Annotated in this window: 1 protein-coding gene; it reads left to right on the top strand. The window is 68.0% G+C overall.

Going from position 1 to position 15,361, the window contains the following annotated elements; genetic code table 11:
- Positions 1–73 precede the first annotated feature (73 nt).
- Positions 74–15,358, top strand: a complete 15,285-nt coding sequence (locus ACIA12_RS22685) for a hypothetical protein (protein WP_396369024.1) — start codon at positions 74–76, stop codon at positions 15,356–15,358.
- Positions 15,359–15,361: the final 3 nt, after the last annotated feature.

Genomic DNA, 15,361 nt, shown 5'->3' on the forward strand with positions numbered 1-15,361 from the left:
GGATCTGAACCGCGCGGCGCTCCCGGGCGTGGACTTTCCGGAGGGACCACTGTCGGCGTGAGGGAGGGTTCGGATGCCGCGGCCAGGCGACTGGGATGCGATCGGTCTGTCGGGCGACCCGACGCCGGGCGATCCCGAGAAGATCAAGGCGCTGGCCGACGGGTTCCAGAAGATGGGCGGCAAGGCCCGGGAGATCATCACCGCGATCGAGGCCGTGATGAACAAGAACGACGACTCGGTGTTCGTCGGGCAGACCGCCGACGCGCTGCGTGGCAAGGTCGACGGCCGGCTGCGCGGGCACGTCGAGAGTGTCGCCTCCGCGTTCGAGTCGTCCGCCACCGCGCTGCGCGAGTGGAGCGCCGTCGTCGTCGAGCAGCAGGCGAAGGCGGATGCGGCGCTCAACGCCGGGCGGGGGCTCGCCGAGGACGACCCCGAGCGGGAGACCCACAAGACCACGGCCCAGTCCGCCGGTACGTACCAGTCCGAGCAGGCCTCGAGCTACGCCGGCCGGATCAACGGCGTCTCCGACATCAAGATGCCGATCTCGGACTGCGAGGTGTTCTGGGAGGCCTTCAAGTGGCTGGCGATCATCCTGATCATCCCGGCGCTGATCTTCGGCGGCCCGATCGCGCTGATCGCGCTGGGCGTGAACCTGGCCCTGTTCATCAAGACCATCGTCGACGTCGCCAAGGGTGACGCCAGCTTCCTGGACCTGTTCCTGGCCGGCCTCGGCCTGATCGCGCCGACCACCAAGGCGCTGCCGATCTTCAGCATCGTGAAGGCGATCGGCAAGGGCATCGGGGCCGGCGTCAAGGGCATCGTCCAGACCTTCAAGAACGTCTTCAGCAAGGACTTCCTGTTCAACGGCCTGCTGGCCGGGCTGAAGAGCATGCCGATGCTGGCCAACATCGCGATCAAGGAGACCGGCCTCTTCGTCGTCAAGAACATCCGGAACTTCCCGCTCAACGCGGCCAACTTCGGCAACAACTTCGGCAAGATCGCGCTGAACGGGATCAAGAACCTCGGCACCGGTTTCGCGAACCTGCCGGGCACGCTGTTCCGCGGGCTGGCGAACGTCGGCAAGGGCTTCGCCAACGGCCTCGGGAACACCTTCAAGTTCGTCGAGGCGCACTTCGGCAACCTGCAGTGGACCCGGATCTTCCTGCCGGTGGCCGCGGACGAGATCCGCGCCTTCCGGCTGGCCGGGATGACGGATTTCGGCGCCTTCACCCAGGCCCTGAAGGTCGGCGTGATCGGCCGCGGCATCCAGGGCAAGAACGTGTTCGGGATGCCGATGACGAGCGCGATCGGCAAGTCGATCGCCGGGATCCCGATCGAGACCACCGGCGGCGCGCTCGGCGGCAAGACCAACTTCCTGCACACGATGATGAACCCGCCCGAGATGATCCCGCTCAACATCAAGGGCATCGGCGAGGTCTCCGGCGCGGGGTTCAACGCGGGCCACGTGAGCATCGCCATCGACGACATCCCGACCGGCAACTTCGCCCCGGTCAGGGGCGGCGACCTGGGCGTCAGCGTGCACACGCCGACCGTCACCACGCCCGGTGGCCTGCACATCCCGAGCAACGCCGGTACCAACGTCCCGGTCGTCCCCGGCGGATCGATCATCCCGTCGGCCCACGTCGGTACGCCGCAGATGCCCGCCAACGTCGTCGCCAACCTGACCCAGCCCGCGGTCGGTACGCCGGTGCTGCCGATCCACATCGCCAACGGCGCGACCCCGCCGGCGGTCCACGTGCAGAACCCGCATCTCGGCGCGAACGGCGTCGTCGCCAACATCCCGTCGCCACACGTCGGTACGCCGGAATTCGGCAACTCGCTGCACATGAACAGCGTCCAGTCGCCCGGTCTCAACAACATCGGCTCACTGCACGTCCCGACCCCGAACGCGAACTCGGCCGGCCTGAGCGACCTGACCGGCTCAGCGATCCGCAACAACGCCCCGGCCGTCTCACCGCACTTCGGTACGTCGATCGGCGAAGGCGCGGCCCATGGCTTCCAGACCAACCACTTCAAGCTCAGCATCGACGAGGTCCTCAACGCGCCGAGCCCCGCGAACTTCAACGGCCTGCACGCCCTCAACCCGCCCGCCGTCGACCGGATCAACGCGGCCCTCGACCTGGTCCACAACCCCGGCGCGACGACGCAAGGCGTCACCCCACCCTCGATCCACACCGCCAAACCGGCCGGTACCGACGTCAACGTCAACGTCCACCTGAACGGCGGCGCCGACTTCAAGCCCCCGGCGCCCGCGACGATCAAGGTCGACAACCCCGGCAACGTCGGCGTACCGGGCCATGGCGTCAACGCGCACGCCGGGCTGCCCGAGACCCAACTCGTCCCCTTGCATCCCCAGCCCGCCCCCGCTGTGCACACCAACCCGGCCATCAACAACCCCGCCATCAACATGCACAACCCCGGCGTCCACGGCCCCGGCGTGCACGACCCCGGGTACTCGCTGGCCAAGGGCGCGGACATCGGCAACTCGGGCCACGGCACGAACACGATCGCCAGCCGCTCCGAGATCCAGCTGCCCGGCCTCACCGATCGCCCCGGCGCCTACGTCAAGGTCGAGCGGACCGAAGGCGGGATGAGCAGCTACAACCTGTACGGCGGCGGGCCCGACGGCCGGATGGACGTGCTTGCCGGGGGCAACCTTCGGTTCACCGACACGGCGACAGGCCAGACCACCCGGTTCGACAGCGGCGGCATCGTGATCGACCAGGGCCTGCGGCTGACCAAGACCGACGGCGTACTGCGGCCGACGGACCACATCGTCGTGACCAAGGGGGCTGAGTTCCGGGCCACGACGCTGACCGGCGAGATCACGCCTGGCGTCAAGATCAGCAAGCTCGACAACGGTGGCATCCAGCTGATCGACGAGAAGGGCGTGACGTTCCACTACAACGCCCAGGGCAAGCTGGAGAACCAGCCGCTCAGCGCCGCCTGGGACCAGGACTTGGCCGCCAAAGCCGGCGTGTTCCGCCAGCCGGGCGACACCGACGCGATGGTCAACGCCAAGATGGCCGACTTCGGTCAGGTACAGCGGGCTCAGTCGCACTTCGACAACGCGCTCGACAACGTGGCCGTGCACGGCGAGCGGCTGGACGGGCCTTCTACCGGACCGGCGGTCGGTGACCAGGTCCACATCGACCTGCGGGCAGCCGAGAACGACCTGGCCAACGCGAAGGCGACCTTCGAGGGCAAGCACGGCCTCAGCGTCGACAACCTGCAGCAGCAACTCGACAAGCTGACCATCGACTCGCTCAAGGACCGGCCGCGGTTGCTCGGCGGTGGCGGTCGCAGCTTCGACCTGCCGAACGGCAACGGGATGAAGTTCGAGCTGAACGGAGGTCAGGTCAGCTTCAGCGGACCGAAGGCCGACGCGTTCAGCAGCACGCTGAACGGCCGGACGCTGACCATCACCGAGACAGGTGGGGCCGGTACGGCGCACACCTGGACGTACTCGCTCGGCTTCGGCGGCCGGGCGAACCAGATCGGCGAGTCGTTCCCGCTGAACGGCGGCCTGTTCGACGGTCAACCGATCAGCCTGCAGGGCGCGATGGGCCAGTTCGACAAGGCGCTGGTGACGGATCTGCGCGGCAATCACCTGCCGGTCAAGTTCACCGACGACGGGCTGATCGTGCCGTCGCCGCAGGGTCCGCTGATGTACGACAAGGCTGGCAGCTTCCACGGCGTCGGCCCGTCGACAGGGCACGACCTGCCGAAGCCGGCCGCGCCGGGCCACCTGGCCGGTGACGATCTGGTCCGCTGGAACGCGCAGGCCGACATCTCCCGTACGCACCTCACGGCAGCGGCCGGGAACAATGAACTCAACCTGTTCATGAAGGGTGTGGCAGGCGGCTCGTTCACCTCGAAGAAGGGCTTCGACGGGTACATCAACCCGTCCGCGTTACGCGACGGCAGCCTGCTCAGCAACACGCACAAGTTCGAGAACTTCGTCAAGGAGCTGGCCTTCAAGGGCCCCGAGGACAACCTCACCGTCTACCGCGGAGTGTCGATGGACCCGGCCAGCGCGCAGGCCGGCAAGTTCACCGAGCGGTTGCCGATCTCCACCTCGAACACGATGAAGTTCCAGGACGAGTGGGCCAAGAACGGCGTCAACACCAACCGGGTCGTCTTCGAGATCGACGTACCGGCCGGGCACAGCAAGATGTCGATGGCCTACCCGGACGGCTACCAGGCCGTGAAGGGGGACGCGCCGGAGATCAACGCCAGCCAGTTCGAGGTGACGCTGTCGCCGACGACGCTGGTCCGGACCGGGCCGAACCGGACGCTGGACAACGGGATGACGGTCATCCCGGTCAAGGCCGAGCAGATCCCGCCGTCGATGTACGAGTCGGTGATCACCGCCAAATGGCCGGGACTGTCCTCGGAGACCGCCTTCGGCGACTTCGTGAAGTCCTTCGAGCTGACCGCGCTGAAGCAGTTCCCGGACCTGGAGAACGTCACCTCGAAGGCGGTCACCAGCACCGACGGGCTGACCCACACCGTGACGGTCAGCAAGCCGGGCTTCGAGGGCGACGACCTGACCATCACCGTGATGCGCGACCCGAAGGCCGACTCGGTCCGGGTCACCATCGCCTCGGACGGTGCGAACAAGTTCGACCAGAGCTGGAGCAAGACCGACTTCAGCAACATCGCCACCGACCTGCGCGGTGGTGTCCTGCACAACAACGAGCACTTCATGAATCTGCCGCAGCCGGCGCGCTGGGCGGAGGAGGCCGCGCCGCCGGTCCACATCGACGTCAAGGGCAAGGGCAAGGCGGTCGACCAAGGCAGCCTGGGCGACGACCTGGCCTCGCTCAACCGGAACTGGGACAACGACATCGCCTCGCTCAACAAGGCGTGGGCGGATGACATCGAGGCGTTCAACAAGGCGTGGGCCGACGACCTGGCAGCCAAGACCAACGTCTTCCGCAAGGTCGGTGACACCGACGCGGTCGTCGACGCCAGGATGGCCGACTTCAGCCGGGTCGAGCACGCCCAGGGCAACGTCAAGGCGGCCCTCGACGACCTCGCCCAGCACGGTGGCCGGCTCGACGGCGCGTCCACCCGGCCGGACATCGGCGACCAGGCGCACCTCCAGCTGAGGGCGGCCGAGACCGATCTGGCCAACGCGAAGGCTGCCTTCGAGGGCAAGCACGGGATGAAGGTCGACGCGATCCAGCAGCAGTTGGACAACCTGCTGCTCGACTCGCTGAAGGACCGGCCGCGGCTGCCCGGCGCCGGGATGCGCCGGCCGATGCCGATCTCCGGTACCGACGGCATGTTCAAGATCGAGGGCAACTCGGTCAACTTCCTCGGCGACAGCGCCGGCGACTTCCGCGGCGTCCTGGACGGCAAGGCGCTGACGGTCACCAAGGTCGATGCCGAAGGCAACGTCCTGCGGACGCTGAAGTACGAGCTCAACGATCTCGGCTGGCCGATGATGAAGACCGACCAGCTCGTCCTGCACGGCGGTGGCGAGATCTTCGACGGCCGGGCGCTCACCGCGGAGTGGAGTGGTGGTTCGTTCGGCCGCGGGGCGGTCGACCATCTCGGCGACCACGTTCCGGTCAAGTACAGCACCGGCGAGGGCGAGTACATGGTGCCGTCCATGTCCGGTACGCAGGTGTACGACCGTACCGGGACCTTCCTCCGGGTCGAGCCGGGCGCGAAGGGCAAGCTGGCCGACCCGATCCCGCCGATCCACCTCGAGGGCGACGACCTCGCGCGGTGGACGGCGCAGGCCGACATTTCTCGCACGCACCTGAGCGCTGCCGACAAGTGGGACGACGTCGGCGACATGATGCAGATGGCCTACGAGGGCAGGTTCACCTCGCAGAAGGGCTTCGGTGGGTACGTCGATCCGTACGTGCTGGAGACCGGCATCACCAAGCTGACGAAGGATGTGCACGCCTTCAACGACGTGGCCGAAGGGCTGCTGTTCGACGGCCCGATCGCGCCCACCACGGTCTATCGCGGCATCGCGATGGACTCGGCCAGTGCCCAGGGCAACAAGTTCGTCGAGCGGCTGCCGGTGTCGACGTCGACCAACTGGGAGTTCCAGAAGACGTGGGCCAAGGGCGCCGATCCCAGCAAGCGGGTCGTGTTCCAGATCGACGTACCGCCCGCGCACGGCAAGTTGGCGCTGTCCTACCCGGAGGGTTACCAACAGGGCCTGAAAGATGCTCGCGCCTTCAATCCGGACCAGCTGGAGGTGACGCTGTCGCCGACCGTGTTCGAGCGGACCGGTGACTCCTTCGTGAGGGACGGGCTGACCGTCATCCCGGTCCGGGCCAGGCAGATCCCGCCCGGCCAGCTGGACAGCCTGATCAGCGAGCGCTGGCCGGGGATCTCCTCGGCGGACGCGTTCGACGACTTCGGCCGGGCGTTCGACCAGGCCCACCTGCAGAAGTTCGGCAACATGTCCGACGTCACGGCGACGTCGAAGCTGAGCACCGACGGCATGGTCCGCGACATCACCGTCAGCAAGCCGGGTCTGCCGGGCCACGACATGACCATCAAGATCACCCGGAACGAGTACGCCGACTCGGTCCACGTCACCGTCACCGCCGACGGCAAGACCACGCTGAACCGCAACTGGAGCCAGACCGAGTTCAGCAGCATCGCCACCGACCTGCGGGCCGGGACGCTGCACGAGAACGACGTGTTCATCGGCATGTCGAAGCCGGCCGAGTGGAACAAACCTACTTCGTTCAGCCCGCAGTGGGACGCCGACCTGGCCGCGAAGGCGAACGTCTTCCGCAAACCCGGCGACACCGACGCGATGGTCGACGCCAAGATGGAGGACTTCTCCCGGTTCCAGCAGACCGAGACGAACCTCAAGCACGCGATCGACAACGTCGATCTGCACGGCGCCCGGCCCGACGGCCCGTCGACCAGCGGGGTTTCTGTCGGCGACGAGGTCCGGATGGATCTCGACGGTGCCCGGGCCGACCTGGACACGGCGAAGCTCGGTTTCAAGCGCAAGTACGACATGGATCCCGACCAGCTGAAGGCGGAGCTCGGCGACGCGGTGAAGCGGCCACGGCTGCCTGGTGCCGGCCGGTCGTTCGAGGTACCGGGCGGCGGCGTCTCGTACCAGGTGGAGGGCGGCGCGGTTCAGTTCACCGGCACCCGCGCGGGCGAGTTCACCGGGTCAGTGAACGGCCGCGAGATCACCGTCACCCAACTGGGCGCCGGCGGCGAGACGCTGTCGACCTGGACGTTCCGGCAGGGCTTCGGCCGGCCGAACCTGACCGGCCAGACCATTCACCTGGCCGACGGTCCACTGGCCGGTGAGGTCGCCAACCTCAAGGGCCTGATGGGCCAGTTGGACGGCACCCTCAACGATGGCGGCGTCTGGCCGATGAAGGTGGTCGGCGACGAGCTGTTCGTGGCCACCCCGGGCGGCCCGCTGCGCTACGGCCGCGACGGTTCCTTCCACGGCCCTGCACCGACCAGTACGTCGCACCTGCCCGCACCCGCGCTGCCGGCCAACATCCACGGCGACCCGGTCCGCTGGACCAACCAGGTCGACCTGTCGCGCACACACCTCACCGCGGCCGCCGAGAACAAGGCCGTCGAGAACCTGATGAAGGACGTCATGGGCGGCTCCTTCACCTCCAAGCGCGGCTTCGAGGGGTACGTGAACCCGCTCGCGCTGGAGGACGGCACGCTGGTCGGCAAGGTGCAGACCTTCGCGGACGTCACCCGCGACCTGCTGCTCAAGGGCGGCGACCGGGACATCACCCTGTACCGCGGGGTCTCGATGGACCCGGCCAGCGCGAAGGCGAACGAGTTCGTCGACCGGCTGCCCAGCTCGACCTCCAACAACATCAAGTTCCAGGAGGAGTGGGCGAAGAACGGCGTCGCGAGCAACCGGTTCGTCTTCGAAATCGACGTACCGGCCGGGCACGGCAAGTTGTCGATGTCCTACCCGCCCGGCTACCAGGCGGGCCTGGACGAGGCGCGGGCCTGGAACCAGAGCCAGTGGGAGGTCACGCTGGCCCCGACGACGCTGGTCCGGACCGGCCCGAACCGGGTCGAGAACGGGATGACGATCATCCCGGTCAAGGCCGAGGCGATCGCGCCGTCGGCGTACTCCGACCTGATCAACGCCAAGTGGCCCGGGATGAAGTCGGCGGATGCCTTCACCGACTTCGCGAAGTCCTTCGAGCGGGACAACCTGCGCAAGTTCACCGGCCTGGAGGACATCACCACCACGACGGTCAAGAGCGGCGACCGGCTCACCATCACCGGGACCAAGCCGGGCTTCGAGGGCGAGCTGAAGATCACCGTACTCCGGAACGCCGAGGCCGACTCGGTCCGCGTGACGGTCACGGCCGACGGGATGACCACGTTCGACCAGACCTGGAGCAAGACCGACTTCAAGCACATCGCCACCGACCTGCGCGGCAACGTCCTGCACAACAGCGACCTCTTCGCCGGCCGGATGGAGCCGGCGTCGTGGAAGAACGCTGCCGCGACCCCGACGACGGAGAAGACACCGGTCTGGGACGCCGACCGGATGGCCCGGATGGACGTACTGCGCAAGGCAGGCGACACCGACGCGAAGCTGACGACCCGGCTGGACGACTTCACCAAGGTGCAGCGGGCGCAGGACGACTACCTCGCGGCTGCGAACAAGTACGAGGACCTGGTCGAGAACCCTGCGGGGACGTCCGGCGGAAAGTCGCTCGAGGACCAGGCTTGGACCGACTACCGAGCGGCCCAGCACGACCTGAACACGGTGCGGGACGCCTTCGAGGCCAAGCACGGGATGCAGTTCGACTCCGTGCAGCAGCAGTTGGACGACCTGCTGAAGGGCTCGCTCGGCGACCGGCCGCGGGTCGTGGCGGCCGGACGGGACACCGGCCAGCCGTCGGGCAGCGGCGTACGGATGAATCCGATGGCCGGTGGGCCGACCAAGCTGCACGACCTGCCGTCGCAGGTGCAGATCAGGGTGCAGGGCGGGCAGGCGCAGCTCGTCGGCGGGCTGGACCAGTCGATCCACCTGAACCAGCTGGGCAACGAGCTGACGCTGACCAAGTACGGCGCCGACGGCGTCACCACGATGCACACGTGGGAGTACCGGGTCATGCGCAACGGTTCGCTGACGCTGACCGGCGAGTCGGTCCAGCTGACCCACGGCGCCCTCGGCGGCCGGATGCTGACGATGGGCGAGGACGGCTTCACCGGCAACATCTATGCCGGGACGTTCGACGACGGGCTCGGCGGGAACTGGCCGGTCAAGGCGAACGGCGACACGATCACGATCGCCTCGCCGCAGGGCGCGCTGAGCTTCGACCGGTCGACCGGAGCGTTCCGGCAGCTGGATCAGGGACTCACGGCGAACGCGCCCGCACCGGTGGTACCGGCACACCTGACCGATCCGAATGCGGCCGCGCGGTGGACCGGCTCGGTCGACCTGTCCCGGACGCACCTGGCGGCCGCGGCCACCGATGCCAACGTGCTGAAGCTGATGGAGGACGTGCGCGACAGCGCCTTCACCTCGCATCGCGGGTACGGCGGCTATGTCGATCTCGCCCAGACGAACGCGGACACCCTGGTCGAGAAGGTCGACGACTTCGTCCGTACCACCACCGAGCTGGCCTTCCACGGACCGAACGCCCGGGTCACCCTGTACCGCGGCATATCGCTCGATCCAGTGGCGGCGCAGGCGAACAACTTCGTCGAGCGGCTGCCGTCGTCGACGTCGAACGGGATGGAGTTCCAGCACACCTGGGCGCAGAACGGCACCAAGGCCAACCGGGTCGTGTTCGAGATCGACGTACCGGGTGAGCACGCCAAGCTGGCCTCGGCATACCCGCCGCATTTCCAGCCCGGCGCGGCCGACGCGCCGCCGGTGAACCCGACCCAGTTCGAGGTCACGCTGGCCCCGACGAACCTGGTCCGTACCGGCCCGAACCGGGTCGAGGACGGGCTGACGATCATTCCGGTCCGGGCCGAGCAGTTGCCGCAGGGCGTGTACGACGACCTGATCCACCAAGAGTGGCCGGGCTTCCCGTCGCAGCAGGCATTCGACGACTTCGCCCGCGCGTTCTCGGTTGACGGGCTGCGCAAGTTCCAGGGCATGACGGACGTGTCGGCGACCTCGACGATCAGCCACGACGGCCTGATCAACACGATCAAGGTGACCAAGCCGGGCATGACCGACGACCTGACCATCACGATCACCCACAACACCGGCCGGGACACGGTCACGGTGGAGGGCAGGTTCAACGGGGTCCGGTTCTTCAACAACTCTTGGAGTGGTTCGGAGTACTTGCGCTTCGCCACCGATCTGAAGGCCGGCGTGCTGCACAACAGCGACGTCTTCGCCGGCAAGATCGACCCGCTCTCATGGCGGCAGGCGGCGACGCAGGTGAGCCAGACGTGGAGCAGCGACCTGGCTGCCCGGGCGAACCTGTTCCGCCAGCTCGGCGATTCCGACGCGCTGGTGCTGACCCGGATGGATGACTTCCAGGCGGTACAGAAGTCGTACGACGACTTCGCTGCCGCGGCGAGGTACGGCGACGAGAACGGCCTCAACTCGGCGAGCACGTCCAACGGGCTGTCGATCGGCGATCGGGCGCAGTTCGACCTGCATGCCGCGCAGGAGAGGTTCGTACTGGCCAAGCAGACGTTCGAAGCCCAGCACCCCGGGCTGTCGGCCGACGGGCTGCTGCAAGGGCTCGACGACCTGCGGATCGCGTCGGTCAACGAGCGCCCGCGCGGCGTCGGCGCCGGTGGCTACTGGTCGAAGCCCGAGGCGAACACGACCGGCTACCACGTGGTCGAGGGCAACCGGACGATCCACTACGACAGCGGCGGCACGCTCACCGAGGTGCACTTCAGCCTGAACGGGACCACCGACCGGTTCGTCGCGCGTGATGCCGACGGGCTGCATGTACTCGGCGACGGCGCGGAGAACTTCGCCGTTCGCGGGCTCGATGACGGCGGCTTCCGGATCTACGACGCCGACGGCGGCATGCAGCGGTACGCCGGCGACGGCACGCACCTCGGCGACGGGGTCTCCGTCCTCAACGCGCAGGGTCTCCGGGGCGATCGGTTCGTCGAGGTCGACGGAGTCACCGGCGCACGGTTGGTCGATCTGCAGGGCGCACCTGTCCCGGGTACGACGGTCGATCTGTTGCCTGATGGCGGTTTCCGGGTCAACGGAGCGCAGGGGAACAGCGCGCGGTACGGCGTGGACGGGGTACTCGTCGCGGACGGCCTGCGGCTCACCGATCCGCAGGGCCTGCACGGCGCGCTGTTCACCGAGCCGAACGGGACCGGCGGCCTCCGCGTCGTCGACGTCAACGGCGCCACGGTCCCGCACACGCAGGTCACCCGGCTGGGCAACGGCCAACTGATGGTCGTCGACAACAATCTCGGGGACATCCGGTACTTCGGCAACGGCGGACTGCTCGAGGGCACCGGCGTACGGGTGGCACACGCCGACTTCCCGGGACAAGTCTTCCTGTACCGCGGTACAGACGGCACGCTGTCCTTCATCGACGACCTCGGTGCCCGGTTGCCGCATCAGGTGGATGTCTTGCAGGGTGGCGGTTTCCGGCTCACCGATCCGGCCAACGGCATCGCGCGGACCTTCGACGACGCGGGGCTCGCGATCGACCGGCGGATCCCGCTGCACCAGCCGGGTGTTCAGCCTGGCCAGCAGCTGATCGTCGTCCACGACGTGCACGGAAACGTGAGCATCCGGACCGGCGCCGACGCGCCCGGCCCGGGCACGGTCGAGCTCACCGGCAACGGCGGCTATCGCGCGATCGACGGCGGCAACTACCACGTGTACGACGCCGATGGCGCGCACCAAGCGCACGGGGTCGCCGTCACGCTGCACGGCGAGGACGGGTTCCTCGAGATCGGTACGGCCGGAGCGCAGCGGGTCGACGCGCAGTACGCGCCGATCGCCGGTCGCCAGGTCAACTTCGACGCCGCCCGTGGCGAGATCACCGTCAGCCGGGTCGGCGGCGAGGACGTTTTCAACCTTCAGGGTGTGCCGCTGCGGCAGGTGACCGACCTCGACGGGTTGGGCGCGAGCCAACTCGGCGGCCGGGTCACCGGGGACCGCAACGGCGTCGTCACCTTCGTCGACAACACCGGTACGCCGATGCCGAACCGGTACCACGCGACGGTCGATGCCCAGGGCAACGTCCGGGTCGAGATCCAGCTCAACGGGAGTCCGCGCAACGGCGAGTACCATGTCTACAACCGGGCCGGAAACCTCACCGAACAAGGCTTCCCGGTGCTCAACAACGGCGAGGCCACCCCGTTCCGGTACGTCGTCGATCGGGCGAACAGCACCTGGACCCGGACCGGCGGGACCAGGGCGGACGGCGTCTTCCAGCACGGCAAGGTCGAGGTGACCGGGGTCGGCAACGGTCAGATCAAGCTGATCAGCTCGTCGGCCAAGGAGGTCCAGGTCTTCGAGCGCCGGTGGTTGCCGGGCGGCGAGATCATGGACAGCTTCCGCAAGACCGACACGCTCGGCTTCGGTACCTTCAACCGGCGGACCACCTGGGCGACGTACGACAACGCCGGCGGGGTCAGCAACTGGGGCAAAAGGCAGTTCGACACCAGCGGCAACTCGTGGCTCGACGTCGACCACAACGGCCGGTCGGTACACCACTACCAGCAGGGCCTGCAGAAGTACGCCAACCCGATCGCCGACCAGATGGGGCCGATGGGCAAGGCGGAGAAGGAGATCACGGGTCATGTGATCGCCACCCGCGGCGCCGACGGGAACTGGACCTGGCACCGCTTCGACGCCGACGGCGGGCTGATCGGGTCGGGGCAGCGCACCTGGGAGTCGCTCGGGGACGGGTTCATCGACCGGGTCAGGCTCCCTGGGCAGACCACCGACGACATCGCTCAGCAGAAGTGGGGAACCTGGAACAGCGCCGACCACGCCAACCAGTACAAGGAATTCAAGCTCGAGACCGGCGCTAACGGGCTGGAGCGGCCGGGTAGCTGGGAGATCCAGGGCAAGGTCGGCAAGCCGGTCGGCAGCGGGACGAAGCTGCCCAACGACAACATTCTGAGCGCGCATCGGGTCGGGGAGCAGCGGCCGCCGGTCTGGTTCCGCGACTACATCCAGCGCAACCCGGTGCCCGAAGGCAACGTGTCGCATGTCGCGAACGACGCGCGGTACCAGATCTACCGCTGGGAGACGACCGGCGCGAACAACCCGGGCCACGGCGTCCGGTACGTCGCCGGCGACGAGTCCTTCGTCGACGTCGGGCTGGACGGCCGGTTCGTCCGGTTCGAGGGCAAGCTGCACGACGGTACGAAGCTGAAGGTGGGCGACCAGGTCGAGGGGTTGACCGACGCGCACCCGAACCCCAACGGTGGGGCGGTCACGGCCTGGGAGAACGAAGGCACCAAGGGCTGGCGGATCTTCGACGCCACCGACAACAGTTGGCAGGACTTCAAGCCGTCGATGGGCCCGCACCAGGCAGGTCAGGGGCCGGACTGGATCCTGGTCCGGCAAAGCCATCCCGGTGGCGAGGTCCGTGAGTTCCCCGAGGCCGGCAACGCCCACATCTGGGTGCAGCGCGACGCGCACGGCAACCTGGTCGGCTCGTCGCACCAGATTCCGCCGTACGGGCACAACCCGCCGATCCGCTACATCGAGGCGACCGGTCCGGCCGACGGGTCGCGCTGGACCTGGCGCGAGCTGGACGTGAACGGCACGGCCACCGGGGTCGGTGGCGAACGCTTCCACTTCAAGGGCTCGCGCGATCAGTCCATCAGCTGGGACAATTCGTTCCGCGACTTCGATGCCCGCGGCAACCTTGTTCGTGACCGGCACATGCTGGACGAGGGCCGGTACGTCGAGTCGTGGAAGTCGGGCAACAACAACTGGCACAGCGCCGAGTTCGACAAGCTCGGCCAGCGCGTCGACCCGGCGATGACCTTCGACCGGCGCTGGAGCAACGGCACCGGGAACTGGTCCGGCCAGTGGAACGCGCGGTCGACGCACTTCCGCGACGTCACGCCCAACGGCGCCGCGCACCCGCACGAGGTGCGGTTCGAGACTCCGCAGCACATCGGTGACGGCCGGCCGGTCCGGGTCCGCGAGTACCACGTGGACGCCAACGGCAAGAACGATCTGGCGCAGTGGAAGGAGTTCGACATCGACAAGATCGTCCGGGAACGGGCGCTGTCGGGGACGAACTACCTGGAGACCGACAAGCTGCACGGCCAGTGGAAGCTCTGGGACACCAACGGCCGGGTGGTCGGCGAGCGGTCCGACACCGGGCTGGTCTTCGAACTGCGCGACAACCGGCTGATCCTGACCGGCAACGAGTTCGACTTCCGCGGCGCGATGACCGAGTTCCGCGGCTGGAACGCGCGGATCGGCGACGCCCAGCGGCAGCCGTGGCACCTGCAGTCGGACTGGACGTTCGACCCGAAGGCGCTGCAGGCCGGCGGCAACCCGCTGCGGATGGAGTCGAACTACGTCTCGTACGGCCGGCTGCTGACCCAGAAGATGCTGCTCACGGCGAGCATGGAGTTCGTCCTCGACTACGCCGCCAGCGTGATCATCCTGGCGATCATCGCCGAGGCGCAGAACAAGCCGTTCACCGGCCAGGACGCGCTCAAGGCCCTGATGAACGCGGCGGTCGGCACGACCCTGAAGACGGTCGCCGGCACGGCGCTGACCGAGACCCGGCTCGGTGGTGGCCTGCGGAACCTCAAGCAGACGATGGGCAACCTGGACAGCGGCAAGCTGGCCACCAACCGGCCGAACAACAACAGCGCCACCTGGGGCGTCGAGTGGGCCGGCAACACGACCGCGGCCAAGTGGCGCGGCGGCACCTTTGACTACGGCTTCGGCATGATGATGCTGCCGCTGACCGCGTTCGTGAACGGCACGATGAACGCGGCGATCTTCGGGGTCAAGGGTCCGGACGGCAAGACGATTCACCTGACCGGCTGGCAGGCGATGGCCGAGGGCGGGATGTCGGTCGCGACCGGCTACGCGATCGCCAACAGCATCGGCATGCTGCGCACGATCGGGATGGGGTTCAGCGCCGGGCGGTTCTTCCAGAAGGGCGGCGTCGCCGACCTGGCGACCGGCTTCGGGCTGAAGTTCTTCGAGAAGGGGATGGCGTCGCTGCTCGCCCCGGCGCTGCGGGCGTCGATGAATCCGGAATGGTCCCGGCCGAACCCGCAACCTCAGCCGCTGATCTTGCCGCCCAGTGTTAACGTGCCACAGCCGCAGGTGACCAGCGGTGGGGTGATCCTGCCCCCGGGTGTGCAGGCGCCGCCGCCGCCCGTCAGCCAGACCGGAACGCCGTGACCG

It is taken from the genome of Kribbella sp. NPDC051620 (genome assembly GCF_044453825.1).
In the GTDB taxonomy this organism is placed as follows: domain Bacteria; phylum Actinomycetota; class Actinomycetes; order Propionibacteriales; family Kribbellaceae; genus Kribbella.